At 70.6% G+C, this 18,771-nt stretch carries 19 protein-coding genes; 16 read left to right on the forward strand and 3 right to left on the reverse strand.

Features of this window, described 5'->3' with window-relative positions; translation table 11 throughout:
* The first annotated feature begins 10 nt into the window (after positions 1-10).
* The 5 genes from BM342_RS09610 to BM342_RS09630 all read left to right on the forward strand — a co-directional run bounded on the left by BM342_RS09610 (position 11) and on the right by BM342_RS09630 (position 5,288).
* A complete protein-coding gene (locus tag BM342_RS09610) occupies positions 11-376 on the forward strand; it encodes a YraN family protein (protein WP_369823153.1) in 366 nt (121 codons plus the stop codon).
* Positions 376-1,914: a YifB family Mg chelatase-like AAA ATPase gene (locus BM342_RS09615; RefSeq protein WP_092965171.1), complete on the forward strand. Its 1,539-nt coding sequence runs from the start codon at positions 376-378 to the stop codon at positions 1,912-1,914. The genes BM342_RS09610 and BM342_RS09615 overlap by 1 nt, the downstream gene beginning before the upstream one ends.
* Positions 1,911-3,251: a DNA-processing protein DprA gene (gene dprA, locus BM342_RS09620; protein WP_092965173.1), complete on the forward strand. Its 1,341-nt coding sequence runs from the start codon at positions 1,911-1,913 to the stop codon at positions 3,249-3,251. Before BM342_RS09615 ends, dprA begins: the two co-directional genes overlap by 4 nt.
* Before the next feature lie 125 nt (positions 3,252-3,376).
* Positions 3,377-4,282 (forward strand): phosphodiesterase, encoded by a 906-nt coding sequence (locus tag BM342_RS09625; RefSeq protein WP_092965175.1) that lies wholly within the window; start codon positions 3,377-3,379, stop codon positions 4,280-4,282.
* A 58-nt stretch (positions 4,283-4,340) separates the two neighbouring features.
* On the forward strand, positions 4,341-5,288 hold the full coding sequence (locus tag BM342_RS09630) for a tyrosine recombinase XerC (protein WP_255368648.1): 948 nt from the start codon (positions 4,341-4,343) through the stop codon (positions 5,286-5,288).
* A gap of 37 nt (positions 5,289-5,325) precedes the next feature.
* Here BM342_RS09630 and BM342_RS09635 read toward each other — a convergent pair whose 3' ends face one another.
* Positions 5,326-5,844, reverse strand: coding sequence for a murein hydrolase activator EnvC family protein (locus tag BM342_RS09635; RefSeq protein ID WP_092965179.1), 519 nt, complete (start codon positions 5,842-5,844; stop codon positions 5,326-5,328).
* 307 nt (positions 5,845-6,151) lie between these two features.
* On the opposite strand from BM342_RS09635, the gene rpsB reads away from it, so the two are divergent.
* From rpsB to BM342_RS09680, 9 genes are all read left to right on the forward strand, one after another.
* Complete coding sequence (gene rpsB, locus BM342_RS09640; protein ID WP_092965181.1) at positions 6,152-7,039, forward strand: 30S ribosomal protein S2; 888 nt, start codon at positions 6,152-6,154, stop codon at positions 7,037-7,039.
* A gap of 39 nt (positions 7,040-7,078) precedes the next feature.
* Positions 7,079-7,906 carry a translation elongation factor Ts gene (gene tsf, locus BM342_RS09645; RefSeq protein WP_092965183.1) on the forward strand — a complete coding sequence of 276 codons (828 nt, stop codon included), beginning with the start codon at positions 7,079-7,081 and terminating at the stop codon, positions 7,904-7,906.
* Positions 7,907-8,072: 166 nt separating this feature from the next.
* Positions 8,073-8,804 carry a UMP kinase gene (gene pyrH / locus BM342_RS09650; RefSeq protein ID WP_092965185.1) on the forward strand — a complete coding sequence of 244 codons (732 nt, stop codon included), beginning with the start codon at positions 8,073-8,075 and terminating at the stop codon, positions 8,802-8,804.
* Between the two features lie 31 nt (positions 8,805-8,835).
* Positions 8,836-9,390: a ribosome recycling factor gene (gene frr, locus BM342_RS09655; RefSeq protein ID WP_092965187.1), complete on the forward strand. Its 555-nt coding sequence runs from the start codon at positions 8,836-8,838 to the stop codon at positions 9,388-9,390.
* 9 nt (positions 9,391-9,399) lie between these two features.
* Entirely contained in the window at positions 9,400-10,383 is a 984-nt protein-coding gene (locus BM342_RS09660) for a phosphatidate cytidylyltransferase (RefSeq protein WP_092965189.1), read from the forward strand.
* A 20-nt stretch (positions 10,384-10,403) separates the two neighbouring features.
* On the forward strand, positions 10,404-10,958 hold the full coding sequence (locus tag BM342_RS09665; RefSeq protein ID WP_092965191.1) for a DivIVA domain-containing protein: 555 nt from the start codon (positions 10,404-10,406) through the stop codon (positions 10,956-10,958).
* A gap of 62 nt (positions 10,959-11,020) precedes the next feature.
* Positions 11,021-11,677 (forward strand): aggregation-promoting factor C-terminal-like domain-containing protein, encoded by a 657-nt coding sequence (locus BM342_RS09670; RefSeq protein ID WP_255368650.1) that lies wholly within the window; start codon positions 11,021-11,023, stop codon positions 11,675-11,677.
* Between the two features lie 78 nt (positions 11,678-11,755).
* Positions 11,756-12,064: a hypothetical protein gene (locus tag BM342_RS09675; RefSeq protein WP_177232119.1), complete on the forward strand. Its 309-nt coding sequence runs from the start codon at positions 11,756-11,758 to the stop codon at positions 12,062-12,064.
* Entirely contained in the window at positions 12,061-12,813 is a 753-nt protein-coding gene (locus tag BM342_RS09680) for an alpha/beta hydrolase (RefSeq protein WP_092965195.1), read from the forward strand. Before BM342_RS09675 ends, BM342_RS09680 begins: the two co-directional genes overlap by 4 nt.
* Positions 12,814-12,864: 51 nt before the next feature.
* On the opposite strand, the gene BM342_RS09685 is transcribed toward BM342_RS09680, so the two are convergent.
* Positions 12,865-13,929, reverse strand: coding sequence for an AI-2E family transporter (locus tag BM342_RS09685; protein WP_092965197.1), 1,065 nt, complete (start codon positions 13,927-13,929; stop codon positions 12,865-12,867).
* Positions 13,930-13,947: 18 nt separating this feature from the next.
* Complete coding sequence (locus BM342_RS09690; RefSeq protein ID WP_092965199.1) at positions 13,948-15,564, reverse strand: coiled-coil domain-containing protein; 1,617 nt, start codon at positions 15,562-15,564, stop codon at positions 13,948-13,950.
* Positions 15,565-15,767: 203 nt separating this feature from the next.
* On the opposite strand from BM342_RS09690, the gene BM342_RS09695 reads away from it, so the two are divergent.
* Together BM342_RS09695 and BM342_RS09700 are read left to right on the forward strand one after the other, a co-directional pair.
* Positions 15,768-17,759 carry a DUF8094 domain-containing protein gene (locus BM342_RS09695; protein WP_092965201.1) on the forward strand — a complete coding sequence of 664 codons (1,992 nt, stop codon included), beginning with the start codon at positions 15,768-15,770 and terminating at the stop codon, positions 17,757-17,759.
* Positions 17,756-18,697 (forward strand): tetratricopeptide repeat protein, encoded by a 942-nt coding sequence (locus tag BM342_RS09700; protein WP_092965203.1) that lies wholly within the window; start codon positions 17,756-17,758, stop codon positions 18,695-18,697. Before BM342_RS09695 ends, BM342_RS09700 begins: the two co-directional genes overlap by 4 nt.
* Positions 18,698-18,771: the final 74 nt, after the last annotated feature.

Raw genomic sequence — 18,771 nt, forward strand, 5'->3', positions numbered from 1 at the left:
GATGGCGGAGGTGGTGCTGATGGCCCACAATGCAGAACTCGGTCGGCGCGGCGAACAACTCGCAGCCGATCACCTGGAATCACGCGGACTCCGCGTGATCGACCGCAACTGGCGGTGCGTGCACGGCGAGATCGACCTCGTCGCGCGCGACGGCGAAGCGACGGTCTTCGTCGAGGTGAAGACGCGGACCTCGCACGACTACGGCCACCCGTTCGCCGCGATCACGCCCCCGAAGCTCGCCCGACTGCGCCGGCTGGCGATCGCATGGTGCGAGGCGACGGAGGCGGGGGTCGCACGCATCCGCATCGATGCGGTCGCGGTGCTCGCCCCGGCCGACGCGCCCGCGATCATCGAGCACCTCGAGGGCATCGGCTGATGGTCGTCGCCAGAACCCACGCCGTCGCCCTGCTCGGGCTCACCGGATCGATCGTCGAGGTCGAGGCCGACCTGTCGGCCCAGCTCCCGGGCTTCTCGATCATCGGGCTGCCCGACGCGGCGCTCGGCGAGGCCCGCGAGCGCGTGCGCGCCGCGGCCGTCAACGCGGGGTGCCCGCTGCCGCAGCGCAAGCTCACGGTCAACCTCTCACCGGCCGCGCTGCCCAAGCACGGGTCCGGATTCGACCTGGCGATCGCCGTCGCATGCCTCGCCGCCGCGGGCGAGGTGTCGGTCGAGTCCGTCGCACGCGTCGTGCACCTCGGCGAGCTGGGCCTCGACGGCCGCCTGCGCCCGATCGACGGCATCCTCCCCGCCGTGCTCGCTGCGGCGCGCGCCGGCCATCGAACCGTCATGGTGCCGCAGTCGAACGCCGACGAGGCCTCCCTCGTACCCGAGATCGACATCGTCGGAGTCGTGTCGTTGCTCGACGCGGCGATCCACCACGGCGGCCGGTTCGAGGCACGCGACGCCCTCGCAGTGCCCGTGGTGCGAGCCGACCCGGCGGGCACGGCCGAGGCAGCCGGCGACCTCGCCGACGTCGCAGGCAACACCGATGCCGTCGAGGCGCTGCTCACCGCGGCCGCCGGAGGCCACCACCTGTCCCTCATCGGTCCGCCCGGAGCAGGCAAGACGATGCTGGCGTCGCGTCTGCCCGGCATCCTGCCCGATCTCGATGCCGATGCCGCGCTCGAGGTCTCGTGCCTGCGTTCGCTCTCGGGCCACCCGGTCGGCTCGGGCCTGTCGTTCCGGCCGCCGTTCGAGGCGCCCCACCACACGGCGACCGCGGCGGCGATGGTCGGCGGCGGCAGCAGGCTCATCAGGCCGGGGGCCGCGGCCCGCGCGAGCCACGGCGTGCTGTTCCTCGACGAGGCGCCGGAGTTCCCGTCCGCCGTGCTCGACGTGCTCCGTCAACCGCTCGAGTCCGGCACGATCAGCATTCACCGGGCGAACGCGGTCGCGAGCTTCCCCGCCCGCTTCCAGCTGATCATCGCCGCGAATCCGTGTCCGTGCGGCCTCGACGGCACGGCCGAGTGCACCTGCCCGCCGAACGCGCGTCGACGCTACCTCGCGCGCATCTCGGGGCCCCTGCTCGACCGCATCGACCTGCAGCTCAAGGTGCCGCGCCTGACGGCCGCCGGCCTGCGCGCCACACGAGAACGGCCCGGCATGAGCAGCGCCCAGGCGAGGGCCAAGGTCGGCGAGGCGCGGGCGACCGCCGCGGAACGGCTTCGCGGCACGCCGTGGCGAACGAACGCGCAGATGCCCGGACCGTGGCTCCGGGGCGCAGGCGGCCTGCACCCGGGCGGTCGCGCGACCACCGCGCTCGACCGATCGCTCGAACGGGGCGGCATCACGATGCGCGGGTACGACCGCGTGCTGAAGACCGCATGGACGCTTGCGGATCTCGAAGGCGCGCCGAGGCCGGACGCATCCCACATCGGCCAGGCGCTCTTCTACCGCCAGGGCATCGCGCGATGAGCGTCGTCGCACGCGCGGCGCTTCACCTGCAGCGCGAATTCGCGCTGGTCAGGCCGTCGAGCGCATCGTCGCAGGTCGTGGAATCGCCGCAATCGTCCGACTCATCGGGATCGTCAGGATCCTCAGCCGACCTGCACTCGCCCGCCGGGGTCGAGGCGTTCGCGCGAGCGGTGCTCGGCACGCTCGCCGAACCCGGCGATGGAGCACTCGGGCGCCTGATCGCCGCGCTCGGCGCGACCCGAACGGCCGACCTCCTGCTCGAGGCGGCATCCGTCCACCGGATCACGGGCGAGGCCGCAGACGGGGGCGAGTCGTTCACGGCGAAGGAGGTCGAAACCGCGCTCGCAAGATGGACCCCACGCATCGACCATGCCTCCTTCGTGCGCGGGCTCGCGCAGTCCGAACGGGTCGGTGCCGCCTTCCTCGTACCCGGCGACGCGTCGTGGCCCGTCGGCGTCGACGACCTCGGCGTGCACGCCCCGCTCGGGCTCTGGGTTCGAGGCGACGTGCGGCACCTCCGGCCCGACGCGCCTGCCGTCGCATTGGTCGGTGCACGCGCAGCGACCGGATACGGCGAGCACATGACCATGGAGCTCTCGGCGGGGCTCGTCGATCGCGGACTCACGATCGTGTCCGGCGGCGCGTACGGCATCGACGGCATGGCGCACCGCGCCGCGCTGGCCAGCGAAGGTGCCACGGTCGCCTTCCTCGCGGGCGGCGTCGATCGGTTCTACCCGGTCGGGCACGACGGCCTGCTGCAGCGCATCGCCGAGACCGGTGCCGTGGTGTCCGAGCTGCCGTGCGGCGCCTCGCCGACGAAGTGGCGATTCCTCCAGCGCAACAGGCTGATCGCCGCCGCGAGCGCAGCGACGGTCGTGCTCGAAGCGGGTGCGCGGTCGGGGTCGCTCAACACGGCGGCGCATGCAGCCGCCCTCGGCCGTCCGCTGGGGGCCCTCCCCGGTCCGGTCACGAGTCCGGCATCGGCCGGATGCCACCGGCTGCTTCGCGAGTTCGATGCGGTGTGCGTCGTGAACGCCGACCAGGTCGTCGAGCTCATGGGTGGCATCGCACGGGCCGAGAGTACGGCCGCCTCCGGTGAGGAGGGCGTCGCCGAGGGCATGCCCGTCGTGCCCGCGGGCACCGGGTCGGAGGCCTCGCCCACGGCCGTCCGAGTGCTCGACGCACTCAGCATGCGGGCGCCTCGCGACATCGATGACCTCGCCCGGCGCAGCGGCCTGGGCGCACGCGAGGTCATGGCCGTGCTCGGCGTGCTCGAGCTCGACGACGTCGTCCGCCAGCGGGCCGCCGGGTGGGTGCGGCGGCGACGTGCGGGGTGAGCGCGTGAAAGCCGGGCGGCGGCGACAGCTCGACGGTCGGCTCGGTGATCGTGCGATGTCCGTGCGACGGCCGTGCCGACGAGTCGTCGTCGTGGGCAGGTCGTAGGCTTTCGGCGGAGGTCAGCATGGCAGTACAGCTCGGCACGTACCCGGCGGCGACGCACGTCATCGCCCACCTCAGCGACACGCACTTCCTCGACGGCGGGGCGCCGCTCGGCGGTCGTGTCGACACGGTCGGTGCGCTCGCGCAGGCGGCAGCGCACCTCGAGCATCTCGGGTCCGCACTCGATGCCATCGTCGTGACCGGCGACGTGGCGGACATCGGCGAACCCGACGCCTACCGACGAGTCCGTGCCGTGCTCGAACCGCTAGCGGCTGCCGCAGATGCGAGCCTCGTGTGGGTCATGGGCAATCACGACGAACGCGACGCGTTCCGGGTGGGGCTCCTCGACCAGGACCCCGCCGCGGATGCGCCGGTGAACCACGTCACCGAGGTCGGCGGAGTGCGACTCATCGCGTTGGACTCGAGTGTGCCGGGCTATCATCACGGTGCGCTCGAGCCCGAGACGCTCGAGTGGCTCGACGCGCAGCTCTCCGATCCGGCGCCGCAGGGCACCGTGGTCGCGCTGCACCACGCGCCGATTCCCACGCCGATCGCGCTGATGGACGTGCTCGAACTCCGCAGGCAGCACGAGTTCGCCGACGTCATCCGAGGCCGCGACGTCCGGCTCATCCTCGGCGGACACCTCCACTACCCGACGAACGGCTCGTTCGCGGGCATCCCGGTGTCCGTGGCCGGCGCCACCGCCTACACCATGGACGTGTCGGCGCCCGCCCGCGCGCTCGTGGGCGTCGACGGCGGGCGCTCGTTCAACCTCGTCCACCTCTTCGAGGGGCACGTCGTCACCTCGGTCGTGCCGATCGGCCGCCATGCACGGGTTGCGGGCTTCGAGGCGGATTTCCTCGACGAGATCGAGTCCCTCAGTCCGGCCGACCGCGTCGAGCGCTTCTCCCGGAAGCGACCGGCCTGATTCCGGCAGCGGGCGCGTCGGCGGCGCGGCGGGAGCCGAGAGCGGGCAGGCTGGCGACGTGACGAGTCTCGACGCCGCCCTCGACGAGTACTCGGCGTACGTGAAGACCGAGCGCGCGTACTCCGAGCACACCGTCGCCGCGTACGCCGCGGACCTCGGCGACCTCATCGCCTTCTCCGAGTCCCGAGGCCTCGTCGACGTCCGCGACCTCGACCTCGCGCTGCTCCGGGACTGGCTGTGGGCTGCCACCGAGCGCGGGGCGGCACGCGCCACCATCGCCAGGCACGCCGCATCCGCTCGCGGATTCACCGCCTGGCTCGCGCGACGAGGCTTGGCGGAGCACGACGCGGGGGCCCGCCTCAGGGCGCCCCGACCGGCGCGGACCCTGCCGCGCGTGGTCTCGCAGTCCGCGCTCGAAGACGCGATCCGACGCCTCGAGGTGCCGGCCGCGCAATCCGAGCCGATCGCGGAACGCGATGTCGCCATCGTGGAACTGCTGTACGCCTCTGCGCTGCGCGTCTCCGAACTCGTCGGTCTCGAGCTCGGTGACGTCGATCGCGAACGACGAACCGTGCGCGTCATGGGCAAGGGTTCGAAGGAGCGGGTCGTTCCGTACGGGGCACCCGCGGCTCGGGCGATCGATCGGTATCTCGAGCACGCGCGTCCGCTGATCTCGGCGGCAGCCGCCGCGTCGGCGAACGCATCGGGGACAGGTCCGCCGCGTCCAGGTTCGGCGGTATTCCTCGGAGCCCGCGGCGGCCGCATGGGGGTCCGTAGCGTGCACCGGCTCGTCGCAGCCATGTTGGCCGAGATCCCGGGCACCGGCCCGAGCGGTCCGCACGCGCTTCGGCACACCGCGGCGACCCACCTGCTCGACGGCGGCGCAGACCTTCGCGCGGTCCAGGAGTTCCTCGGACACGCGAGCCTCGGCACCACGCAGATCTACACCCATGTGTCGGCCGAGCGCCTCAAGCAGAGCTATCGCACCGCGCATCCGCGCGCCTGACGGAGCCGGCGAAGGCCCGCGCGTGAAACGGTGCGGATCAATCCGGGAGCAGCACCGCCCACGGCACCCCGCCCAGGTACAGCATCGGTGAGACGTATTCGCCGTGCAGCCGTACGCCGAGGTGCACGCATCTCGCGTCGCAGTGCCCGCCGCTCGCGACGCTGCCGAGCGGATCGCCCTCGAGCACCTCCTCGCCCTCGACGACGTTCCCGACGACCGGCTCCACGGAGCTCACGAGGCCGCCGCCGTGGTCGATCGAGACGACGGGGCGCCCCGCCACCATCCCGGAGAACGACACCACGCCCCGGGCGACGGCGGTGACGGGCTCACCGGTCGCCGCTCGGAGATCGACCCCGCGATGGCCGGCGGCGTAGGGCGTCTCGGGTGCACGGAACGGATTCTCGACGACGATGGGCGCGCTCGTGGGCCAGCTCCAGTCGGCGAGGATCGCGAGTGCGTCGCGGCGGGGTGGGGTCGCGCTCGCGGGAGCGTCGGCGAACACCGTCGCGCCGAGGAGCAAGGTCAGGAGCGTCGCGGCGGGGAGCGCGCGACCCATCCGTCGATGGCTGTGGAGACGATGCGCCGACTTCATGCCCTCATGGTCCCCGGGCGCGTCCGCGCCGTGGTGGGTTCCGCCGCACACGGGGGGAGCGGCCCGCCCGCGCCGTGTTGGGGAGGACCGGTGCCGGTGCTAGACTTCCGAGAGCACCCCGCGCGTCGGGGTGACTACGCGTGCCATTTCGGCAGACGACTCCACTCGGTCCGACTTCAGTTCTCACGAACCGGAGGCGGCGGAGCCGTGCCGGGCACCAGGGCTCCGACCGCCGGTCGGGGCGTCAACTGAGAACAAAGGAGTACGGCTCATGGCCGTCGTCACCATCCGCCAGCTGCTCGACAGCGGCGTGCACTTCGGGCACCAGACCCGCCGTTGGAACCCGAAGATGAAGCGGTTCATCTTCACCGAGCGTTCCGGCATCTACATCATCGACCTGCAGCAGTCGCTCGCCTTCATCGACAAGGCGTACGACTTCGTCCGCGAGACCGTCGCCCACGGCGGCACCATCCTCTTCGTCGGCACGAAGAAGCAGGCTCAGGAGTCCATCGCCGAGCAGGCGACCCGCGTCGGCCAGCCCTACGTCAACCAGCGTTGGCTCGGCGGGCTCCTCACCAACTTCCAGACGGTCTCCAAGCGCCTCGCGCGCATGAAGGAGCTCGAGGAGCTCGACTTCGAGGGCACCACGAGCGGCTTCACCAAGAAGGAGCTCCTCATCAAGAAGCGCGAGCTCGACAAGCTGCACAAGTCGCTCGGCGGCATCCGCAACCTGTCGAAGACGCCTTCGGCGCTCTGGGTGGTCGACACCAAGAAGGAGCACCTCGCGATCGACGAGGCCAAGAAGCTCGGCATCCCCGTCATCGGCATCCTCGACACCAACTGCGACCCCGACGAGGTCCAGTACCCGATCCCGGGCAACGACGACGCGATCCGTTCCGTCGCGCTGCTGACCCGCATCATCGCGGATGCCGCAGCCGAGGGCCTCATCGAGCGCCACCAGAAGCCCGAAGAGGCCGGCAACGTCTCGGCCGTCGAGCCGCTCGCCGAGTGGGAGCAGGAGCTCCTCCAGGCCGGTTCGGAGACCACTCCCGAGCAGGCTTCGGCCGAGACCGAGAAGGTCGCCGAGACGGAGGCCGAGGCCAAGGTCGAGGCCGCTGAGGTCGTCGCAGAGGCCGCGCCCGAGGCCGCTGCCGAGTAATTCAGCCGCTCCACTTCAACTCAAAGGAGAATGCCGGAAATGGCAATCAGCATCGCCGACATCAAGGCCCTGCGCGAGCAGCTCGGCACGGGCATGGTCGACACGAAGAAGGCGCTCGAGGAGGCCGACGGCGACCTCGAGAAGGCCACTGAGATCCTCCGCCTCAAGGGTGCGAAGGGCAACGCGAAGCGTGCCGACCGCTCCACGAGCGAGGGCCTCGTCGCCGCCGTCGACAACGGTGACGGCACCGCCACGCTGATCGAGCTCGCGTGCGAGACGGACTTCGTCGCCAAGGGCGACAAGTTCGTCGGACTCGCCGACCGCGTGCTCGCCGCCGTGGCCGCGTCGCACGCCGACTCGGTCGAGGCCGGTCTGGCCGCGCCCGCCGAGGGCAAGACCGTCGCCGACGTCATCGACGCCGACGCCGCGATCCTGGGCGAGAAGGTCGAGCTCCGGCGTGTCCGCCTCGTCAAGGGCGACCAGTTCTCGATCTACCTGCACAAGACCTCGAAGGACCTGCCCCCGCAGGTCGGCGTGGTCGTCGGGTACACCGGCGCAGACGCAGAGACCGCCCGGTCGATCGCACAGCACATCTCGTTCGCCGCGCCCGAGTACCTCACCCGTGAGGATGTCCCGGCCGAGGCAGTCGAGAAGGAGCGCGCGCTCGTCGAGCAGATCACCCGCGAGGAGGGCAAGCCCGAGGCTGCCCTGCCGAAGATCGTCGAGGGTCGCGTCAGCGCGTTCTTCAAGCAGGTCGCCCTGCTCGAGCAGGACTACGCGAAGGACAACAAGCTCAGCGTGTCCAAGGTCCTCCAGGACGCCGGTATCACGGTGAGCGACTTCGCTCGCTTCAAGGTCGGCGCCTAAGTCGATGTGAAGGAGTCCGGATCGCCTCGCGATCCGGGCTCCTTTGCTGTGTCCGGACCACTCCGGAACTCCGACGGCCCAACGGTCTCGGAAAGACCGCGTTCCGGCACTGCGCCGGGACCCGGGAACCACTAGCTTTACTCCCAAGGGGAAGGAACGGTCGGGGATGACGGAACGTAGACGCAGGGTCATGCTGAAGCTTTCGGGCGAGGCGTTCGGAGGTGGATCCCTCGGCGTGAACCCCGACGTGGTGAGTGCGCTCGCACGCGAGATCGCGGACGCGGCCCGCACGGTCGAGATCGCGATCGTCGTCGGCGGTGGCAACTTCTTCCGCGGCGCCGAGCTCTCGCAGCGCGGCATGGACCGCGGACGAGCCGATTACATGGGCATGCTCGGGACCGTCATGAACTCGCTCGCACTGCAGGACTTCCTCGAGCAGGCAGGCGCGGAGACCCGCGTGCAGTCGGCGATCTCGATGACGCAGGTCGCCGAGCCGTACATCCCGCGCCGCGCGGAGCGTCACCTCGAGAAGGGCCGCGTCGTCATCTTCGGCGCCGGCGCGGGCCTGCCCTACTTCTCGACCGACACGGTCGCTGCGCAGCGCGCGCTCGAGATCGACGCCGAGGTCGTGCTCGTCGCCAAGAACGGCGTCGACGGCGTCTACTCCGACGACCCCCGCACGAACCCCGATGCGCACAAGATCGATCGCATCACCTACCAGGAGGCCCTCCAGCGGGGGCTCAAGGTGGTCGACTCGACGGCGTTCAGCCTGTGCATGGACAACGGCATGCCGATGCAGGTGTTCGGCATGGAGCCCGGCGGCAATGTCACCGCGGCGATCCTCGGCGCCGATCTCGGCACCATCGTCAGCAACAGCGAGTCGTCGGCGACTCGATAGACTGTACCGAGCACCGAACGAAGGAGCCCCCGTGATCGCGGATGTACTGTCCGATGCCAACGCACGCATGCAGAAGGCGGTCGAGGTCGCGAAAGACGACTTCGCCTCCGTTCGCACCGGCCGTGCCAACCCCCAGCTCTTCCAGAAGATCATGGTGAGCTACTACGGCACCCCGACGCCGCTCGCACAGCTCGCGTCGCTGGCGAACCCCGAGGCGCGCACCCTCGTGGTGACGCCGTACGACAAGAGCGCCATCCGCGACATCGAGCAGGCGATCCGCGACACCCCGAACCTCGGCGCGAACCCCACGAACGACGGCAACCTCGTTCGCGTGACGCTTCCCGAGCTGACCGAGGAGCGCCGTCGGGAGTTCGTGAAGATCGTCAAGGCGAAGGCCGAAGACGCGCGCGTGTCGGTCCGGAACATCCGTCGCAAGGCGAAGGACGATCTCGACGCGCTGAAGGGCGAGGTCGGAGACGACGAGGTCGCGCGCGGCGAGAAGGAGCTCGAGCAGGTCACGAAGTCGAACGTCGACGCCATCGATGACGCGCTCAAGCGCAAGGAAGCCGAACTCCTCGAGGTCTGAGGGAAGACCATGTCGGGCGTCCCTGAACACGACGATGCGGATGCCGGTGGGCATGAACGCAGCGCTCGCGACGAGTTCCGGTCGCAGGTGCACGCGAAGCGCGTGGACATCGAGCGTCAGTTCGAGGCGTCGAAGGCGCAGTTCGATCAGGCTCAGGAGAAGATCAACGCCCGGACGGGCCGCAATCTGATCCTCGCGATCGCGATCGGACTCGTCTTCGGCGGCGCGCTGCTGCTGAGCCTGCTCGTGATCAAGGAACTCTTCCTGGTCTTCGCGGTGGTGATCGTCGCCTTCGCGAGCTACGAGCTCGCCCAGGCCCTTCGCAAGGGCGATTTCGACGTGCCCCGCATCCCGACGGTGGCCGTTGCGGTTGCCGTGGTGCCGTTCGCCTACTTCGGCGGCGCGGGCGGCCAACTGCTCGCGGTGCTCGGCGGCATCCTGCTGGTGTCGCTGTGGAGACTGCTCGAGCAGTTCTCGTCCACCCGTCGCACCTCGGCACGTGCCCTGCTCCGAGACCTCGGTGCGAGCGCCTTCGTACAGGGGTACGTGACGTTCCTCGCGACGTTCGCCGTCGTGCTCACCGCGGCCGACGGCGGGCAGTGGTGGACACTCGCGTTCGTCATCGTCGCGATCTCCGCCGACACGGGCGCGTATGCGTCGGGCCTCGCGTTCGGCAGGCATCCGATGGCCCCGGTCATCAGTCCGAAGAAGACGTGGGAGGGCTTTGCCGGCGGTGCGGCGGCGAGTGTGATCGCAGGCGTCCTGCTGTCGCTCTTCATGCTCGGCAACACGTGGTGGTTCGGCCTGATCTTCGGTGTCGCGATCTTCCTGACCGCGACGCTCGGCGACTTGGCCGAGTCGCTCGTCAAGCGCGACCTGGGCATCAAGGACATGAGCTCCTGGCTCCCGGGCCACGGCGGGTTCCTCGATCGCCTCGACTCGATCCTGCCTTCGGCTGCGGTCGCGTTCGTGGCGTTCCGCGTCTTCGGGTGAAGCTCGGTGATAATGGGTCGGTGGACTCCACCTTCCCCCGCACCCGCAAACCTCAGCGCGGCTACGACACCGAGCAGGTCGACGAGTTCCTGCAGGTCGCACGCCGCGCGTACGACGGCAGTCCTCGTGCGTCCGATCCTCCGCTGAACTCGGAGCGCATCCGCCTCACCGCGTTCTCCATGCAGAAGGGCGGCTACGTCACCGCTGCAGTCGATGCGGCGATGGAGCGACTCGAAGACGCGTTCGCGACCGAGGAGCGTCAGGTCGCAGCGCGCCTGCACGGCGACGAGGTCTGGCTCGCCGAGGCGCGCACCACGGCGCAGGTGGTCGCCAATCGCCTCGCACGCGACGAGGGGCACCGTTTCGACCGGGTGAGCCCGCTCGCGTTGGGGTATCGCGTGCGCGACGTCGACAAGTTCGCCGACAAGCTCACCCGGTACTTCCGCGACGGATGGCCGATCTCCATCGACGACGTCCGAAGCATCGTGTTCTCGACGCAGCGCGGGGGGTACCGCGAGTCGCAGGTCGACCTCGTGCTCGACGCCGTCGTCGACGTGATGCAGGCCGTCCGCTGAGCGGGCCCGCGCGGGGTCGGCGTTCGCGTGAGCGCCGAGACCTCCGATACACTCGACCCATCGTGGGCAGGCATACCGGATCCGAGCAGAGCGTGACGCCTGCCGCACCTCTTCGAACGCACTCGAGCACGCGCAGCGCGCTCAAGCAGGGCGTGACGGTCGTGTTCGCCTTCTGTGCGGCGTTGAGCTTCGTCGGCATCAACCTGGTCGACCCGAACGCCGGCGCCACTGCGACCCCGGATCGCGTGAGCGGTGATCGTTTCGGCGGTGCCGAGATCCAGGCGCTCGAGGTCGACGGCGACTACACGATCAACGCATCCCGCGAGGGCTACGTGGCCGAGGCCAAGCCCGCATACGTCGAACCCGCCGCCACGAGCGAGGAGAGCGGGTGGGCGCCGCCCGCGGTCACACCGGACCCCGGTTCGGCGCAGGCCTACGCGGCGACCGCCGTCGCCGCGCGAGGGTGGGCGACGACAGAGTTCGACTGCCTCGTGGCGCTCTGGAGCAAGGAATCCGGCTGGCGTGTCAACGCGTACAACGCCTCGAGCGGTGCGTACGGCATTCCGCAGGCGCTTCCCGGATCGAAGATGGCGTCCGCCGGCGCCGACTGGGAGACCAACGCGGCGACGCAGGTCGAGTGGGGTCTCGGGTACGTCCAGGGCCGGTACGGCACGCCCTGCGGCGCGTGGGCGCACTCCGAGACCATCGGCTGGTACTGACGCGGACCCGTCCAGGGCGCGGCCCGACGTTCGTCGGAGGCGGGCGAGCGCATGCGGCATCCGTGCCACACTTGAGACATGCCGCGCTCGAACCGTTCCCATGGTCGCGCCGCCAAGGCTCGCGAACCGCACCCCGAACTGGACGTCGACCGGTTGAGCGCCGGTTGGCGGCGCACCGAGTCTCGCAACGGCCGTGAATGGAACGTGCAGCCCGTCTCCGAGGTTCAGGCGGTGAAACGCTATGTGTGCCCGGGCTGCGGGCTCGACGTGGAACCCGGGGTAGCCCACCTCGTCATCTGGCGCGCCGATGGCGTGCTCGGCGACGCGGCGGACCTCGCGAGCCGCAGGCACTGGCACCAGCACTGTTGGAGGATCGGAACCAGATGAGCACTCCCGAATCGACGCCGTTCGAGATCCGCGCATCGGTCGAACTGCCCGCGATCCGTGAAGAGGTGCGACTGCACACCGCAGACGGCCTCACCCTCGTCGGCGAACTCGCGACCCCGGTCGGCGTTGCACCCGTCGCGACGCTCGTCACGCTGCATCCGCTGCCGACCGCGGGCGGGTTCATGGACTCGCACATCATCCGCAAGGCGGCCGCCCGTCTTCCGGCCCTCGCTGATCTCGCGGTACTCCGGTTCAACACCCGCGGCACGACCTCGCCGCGCGGCACGAGCGACGGCTCGTTCGGCGAGGGGGTCGCTGAACGAGAAGACGTCGCGGCTGCCATGGCCTTCGTCGCGCAGCGCGGGCTTCCGGACCCGTGGCTGGTGGGGTGGTCGTTCGGCACCGAACTCGCGCTCAAGTACGGACTCGAGCACGACATCGCAGGCGCCGTGCTGCTCTCCCCGCCGCTGCACCGCACCTCGGTCGAAGAGCTGCGCCGTTGGAACGACGTCAGCGTGCCGGTCATCGCCGTGATCCCCGAGTTCGACGACTACCTGCGACCGGATGCCGCGGCGGAGCGCTTCGCGGTGACCCCGCGCATCGCCCGCGTCGACGTCGAGGGCGGACGCCACCTCTGGGTGGGGGAGACCCAGACCCGGCGCGTGCTCGACGAGATCGTGGCCGCGGTGAACCCGTCGGCGCTGCCGCTGCCGACGACGTGGCCTCCGGCATCCCAGGGGCACGCCTGAGCCTGCGCCCGCGGGGCGTGAGCACGCCCTGTCAGACGTTCGCTCGCGCCCTCAGAGCTCGTTCTGGCGCGGGATCACGACCTGCTTGATGATGAGCAGGAACGACGCGGCGACGGGGATCGCCACGAGGGCGCCGAGCAGGCCGAGCAGGGTTCCGCCGGCCAGCGCCGCGATCACTACGAGCGCGCCGGGCACCCGCACCGCGCGGTTCATGATGCGGGGGCTGAGCACGTATGCCTCCACCTGCATGTAGACCAGGTAGTAGATCGCCGCGACGAGCGCGGTCAGCGGCGAACCCAGGCCCGGAATGAGGCAGACGAGCACGATCACGATGGAGGCCGTCAACGTGCCCACCAGGGGTACGAGTGAGAAGACGAACGCCAGGAACGCGAGCACGGCGGGGAACGGCGCCTGGATGATCGAGAGGAAGATGAAGCTCAGTACGCCGTTGCATGCGGCGAGCCCCGCTTGCCCGAGCACGTAGCGGCCCACCGACTGCGTGATCTGCTCGGTGAGGTCGGCGAAGCGGGCCCGACGCGATGCGGGTACGAGCTGGTACGCCGTGCGCTTCATCGCGCTCAGCGAAGCCGAGAAGTACAGGGTCAGGATGAAGACGATCACGACGGCGAAGATGCCGGCGCCGAGCGCGAACGCGACCTGGAGCACGCCGCCCGCCAGCTCGCTCAACTTCTCGGGATTCGTGAAGAAGTCGGTGATGGCCTCGGTGACCTGGCGGGTGATGTCGACGATCGGCACCTGGGGGAACTGCTTGGAGAGCTCTTCGACCCAATCGGTCGACTGCACGCGCGTCGCGATCGCCGGGATCTCCTCGACGAGCTGGCCGACCTGATCTGCGACGATCGGCACGACCGCCAGCACGAGGGCGGCGACCAGGAGCCCGACGCCCGTCATGACGATGAGGATCGACGCCCAACGCGGAAGCCCCCGGCGCTCGAGCCAGCTGATGGCGGGCTCGAGGCCGAGGGCCAGGAAGAGTGCGGCGCCGACGTAGGTCAGCACGGTCGACAGGCTCGCGATCGCCGAGAGGATCAGGATGCCGACGCCGACGCCGAGCGTGCCGACGAGGCCGATTCGGAACGCGTTCTGGATCTTCATCGAGCCTCGCCGACCGGGCTAGCCGCGGCTCGCCGCAGCGACCTGCTCGGCCTGCGTGAGCACGCCGCGCAGGCTCTCGAAGTAGCCCGCGACCGCGTCGCGCTCGATCTTGATCTGCGACAGGCGGTCCTCGGCATCTGCCACGAGCGCGCGCGTGCGCTCCTCGGCGTCGGCGATGAGCTTGCGTGCCTGCGTGTGGGCGTCGGCGATGCGCTCGCGCGCCTCGTCGTCGGCCTTGTCGCGCAGCTTCGCGATGTCACCGCGCACGTCGGTCTCGAGACGGTCGGCCTCGGCGCGGCTCTCGGCGGTGCGGGCGGTCGCCTCGGCGAGCTCGGCGTTGGCGTCCTCGAGGAACTTCTGCGTCTGCGCGGTGGCCTCCTGGTGGCTGGCGAGCAGCTCCTGCTCGGCCTCGTCGCGCTTCGTGGCGAGCTCCGCCTCGAGGTCGAGGTGCGCCTTCTCGATCTCACGACGCATGCGGTTCACCTCGTGCGTGGTCTTCTTGCGCATCGACGTCAGCTGGTTGTCGAGGTCGATGCGGGACTGCTCGGACTCGGCGTCGAAGTCGGCGCGTGCCTGCTCCTGCTCGAGGGTGAGGTCGGCCCGCATCTGCTCGAGGTCGGCGGCGTGCTTCGCGCGGAGGCGGTCGAGCTCGCTCTGGAGCTTCACGCGTGCGATCTCGGCCTCGCGCTCGATATCGACGGTCGCCTGCTTGCGCTGCTGCGCGACCTCGGCGCGGCTCGCGTCGAGCTCGCGGTCGAGGTCGGTGCGGGCCTGCTCGAGTTCGTGCACGAGCGCGGCGCGGCGCTCGGTGATCTCGGCCTCGAGCGCGGCACGCGCGTCGGCGCTGTCGCGGTCGAGGTCGAGGCGCGCCTGCTCGGTCTCGGAGGCGAGGTCGATGCGGGCCTGCTCGGTCTCCTTCGCGAGCTCCGCGCGGGCGCGGTCGAGCTCGATCGCCACCTCGGCGCGGGTCTGCTCGGTCTCCTGCGTCAGTCCGGCGGCCGTGGCACGGGCCTCGGAGGCCTCGTCGTTGGCCGAGACGAGGATCTCGGAGGCCTTGCGCTCGGCTGCGGCCACGGCTGCGGCTGCGTCGCGCTTGCCGCTGGAACGCAGGTCGGCAGCCTCGGTGGCCACTGCGCCGCGGATGGCTGCGGCATCCCGAGCGGCGTCGTTGCGGAGCTGCTCGCTGGACTCGTGCGCGCGGGAGACCATGTCGTCGGCCTCGGCGCGGGCGTTCTCGAGCAGGCGGGCCGCCTGGGCGCGGGCCTCGGCGAGCGTGCGCTCGGCGAGCTCGTTCGCGTCGGAACGGAGGAGGTGCACCTCGTCATCGGCCGCGCGACGCAGCTTCTCGGCGTCGATGTCGGCCTGGGCGATCAGGCGGGTGGACTGCTCCTCTGCGACGCGGAGCGTGTTCTCGAGCTTGGTGCCGAGACCCGAGAAGGTCGGGCTGCCGACCTCTTCGAGCTCTGCGCTCAGCTCTTCGATGCGGGCGAGCAGCCGCTTGTTCTCTTTCGCCTGCTCGGTCAGCTGGTTGTTCGCGGTGATGACGTCACGGCGAAGTCCGTTGATGGACTTGTCGACTTCGTCTTTGTCATATCCACGGAATACCTGCGTGAACTCGGTCTCTTCGACGGCCAATTCTTCCTCCGGGCTCTGTCCCGCGTTCGTGGGGGCTCGTGCGGGATCACATGATTCTACGGGTGCGCGGGAGCCCGTCGGGCACGAGTTGCTCCGAGATCGCTCCGAGTGACGATCGGTCGCGGCGGAGGCGACTCACAGGCGGATCCCGGTAGGGTTGGATGTCTTTGTTCAATGCCGCCACAGGCGGTACCGGAGGTAACGTGCGATTCGTCTTCGCCATTCTGGCTTTCGCCGCAGCCGCCGTGATGATCGGATTCGGCATCGCGCAGCGCACGGTGTTCCTCGAACCCGACCGCGTCTCGCTGTCGTCGAGCATCGAGTCGGATGCCGCATACGTCGTCGTCGAGCCGGGGGCCCTCGCAGCGCACCCGGGCAAGCAGACCCTGACCGCGGCGGGCACCGACACCGTGTTCCTGGCATACGGACGTCTCGACGACATCGAGTCCTGGATCGGCGAAGCGCCGTACGTCGCGATCACCCACGACGCCGAGGCCGACGAACTGGTCGCCACCGATTCGCGCGACGCGGCGAGCGGCACCGATGACGGCACGGGTGAGGACGGCACGGGTGACGACGGCGCGGCCGAGGAGGGCGAAGAGGCGACCTCGCGTCCGTCGCCGACCACGACGCCCACTCCGACTCCGGAGCCGACCGGTACCGCCGACGCGGAGGCCGGCACCGATGCCGCAGCCGGCGGCGCGCTCGAACCCGTTCCGGCGAACTCCCCGGTCGGCTCCGACCTCTGGCTCGACGAACTCTCGGGCGAGCAGTCCGTGACGACGACCATCGATGTGCCCGACGACATCGCGGTGCTGATCGCATCGGACGGCACGAACCCCGCGCCCTCGCGACTCACGCTCACCTGGCCGCTCGACAACGCGACGCCGTGGGCCGGCCCGCTGCTGCTCGGCGGCGGCCTGCTGTTCCTCGTGGGCGTCGCCCTCGTGATCTCGGGCTTCGTGCACCACCGCCGTTCTCGCGGACCGCGTCGCAACCTGCCGAAGGGCCGTGCGGGCAGCGGTCCGAAGCCCGCTGAGCTGCGCCGGGGACCGATCGGCGGCGGACGGCGCTCGATCGGGCGATCCAAGCGCGTCGCGATCATCCCCGTGCTGCTGCTGCCGGCGCTCGCGCTGACGGCGTGCTCGCCCGACTACTGGCCGAGCTTCGACCAACCGCCGGCCACGACGGCGCCCGCGACCACGGCCCCTCCGGTCGAGCCGGTCTCGACCGACGCGCCCGACGGCGAGGAGCCCGCGACCGATCCGCTGGTGCCCGCGGTCACGGTGCCGCAGATGGAGCGCATCATGGCGCGCGTCGCCGAGAGCGCTGCGGCCGCCGACGAGGCGCTCGACGGCGACCTCGCCGCGGATCGCTTCATCGGCCCCGCGCTCGAGGCCCGTCGCGCGAACTACGCGATCCGGAAGACCCTGCCCGATCAGGCCGGCCCCGTTCCCGTGCCCGCCACGACTCCGACGCTGATCCTCCCGCAGCAGGTCGCCGGCTGGCCCGCGACCGGACGCACCGTGCTCGTGATCGAGAAGGCCTCCGACGACCCGACCGTCGCGCCGACCGCCCTGTACCTGCAGCAGGCCTCGCCCCGCGAGAACTACAAGGTCGTCTACGCGATGTCCCTCGCCCCAGACGCCGACGTGCCCGAGGTCGCCCCGGCGAGCATCGGCGCGCCGCTCATCTCGCCCGAGTTCAAGGGACTCGTGATGCAGCCCGACCAGGTGAGCGCTGCGTACGCCGACGTGCTGCTCAAGGGCGATGACTCCCAGTGGGCGGCGATGTTCGATCCCGAGGGCGACCTGCTGCGCGAGCAGCTCGGCGTCGCGGGGCAGAAGGTGATCCGCGACGACCTGCATGCGACCTCGCCGACCGCCGACATCGCGTTCTCGAACGGCGTGGGCGACGGCCCGACGATCGCGCTCGCGACGAACGACTCCGGCGCACTCGTCACGGCGTCGATCGAGCAGACCGAGAAGGTGACGCCGAACGACGGCGGCACGATCGGCTTCCAGGAGGGGGCGCCCGGCGCCGCGCTGTCCGGCTTCACGGGCAAGAGCGCGAAGGGCGTTCAGCGCATCATCGGCATCCAGATGGTGTTCTACGTTCCGGCCGTCGGCTCGGACGAGAAGATCCGGCTCCTCGGGTGGTCCGAGGGACTCATCGGCGCATCGGAGGTACCGTGACCGACCCCACTCCCCACGCAGCGCTCCGCGGAGCGGTCGACCTCTCGTCGCTCGTGCAGCGATCGCAGCAGCCGGCAGGTGCCGCCCCCGCGGCCGCGCCCGACGGTCGGGTCGTGTTCGCGACCGACGACCAGGGCTTCGCAGCGGCGCTCGAGCTCTCGCGCACCGTTCCGGTCGTCGTCGCGGTCTGGGGTTCGTGGAGCGAGCCCTCGGTCGAACTCGTCGCGTCGCTCGAACGCCTGGTGCGCGCCCGCGAGGGTCGACTCGTGCTCGCGACGGCCGATGCCGATCGCAGCCCGCAACTCGTGCAGGCGTTCCAGGTGCAGTCCGTTCCGACGGTCGTCGCCGTGGTCGCCGGGCAGCCGGTGCCGCTCTTCGCCGGCATCCAGCCCGACGAGGTCATCGAGCAGGTCTTCGACCAGCTCCTCGAACTGGCCTCGCAGCACGGGGTGACCGGCACGGTCGAGGCGACGGACGGCGCGGGCGACCCCGATGCCGCGCCGCAGGCACCCGAGGAGCCGCCGCTGCCGCCCCTGCACCAGGAGGCCTACGAGGCGATCGAGGGCGGAGACTTCGCTGCGGCTGCGGCCGCGTACAAGAAGGCGATCGCCCAGGACCCCCGCGACCAGATGGCCGTGGCGGGGCTCGCACAGGCGAACCTGCTCGGTCGGCTGAACGGCAAGACGCTCGAGGCGATCCGCAACGCCGCCGCTTCGAACCCCGAAGACCTGTCGGCCCAGCTCGACGTGGCCGACCTCGATCTCTCGGGCGGACACGTCGACGACGCGTTCGACCGCCTGCTGAGCGTGTTCCCGAAGCTCGACGCCGACCAGAAGAAGCTCGTGCGCGAGCGCCTGGTGGAGCTCTTCGAGGTCGTCGGCACCGAGGACCCGCGGGTCGCCGTGGCCCGGCGACGCCTCACGAACCTGCTCTTCTGAGCCGTTCCGGATGTCGCAGGCTCGCCCTTCGTGACTCGGGCCCCGCCGTGAGGCGGGGCCCGAGTCGTCTGCGC

It is taken from the genome of Agromyces sp. CF514, from assembly GCF_900113185.1.
In the GTDB taxonomy this organism is placed as follows: Bacteria; Actinomycetota; Actinomycetes; order Actinomycetales; family Microbacteriaceae; genus Agromyces.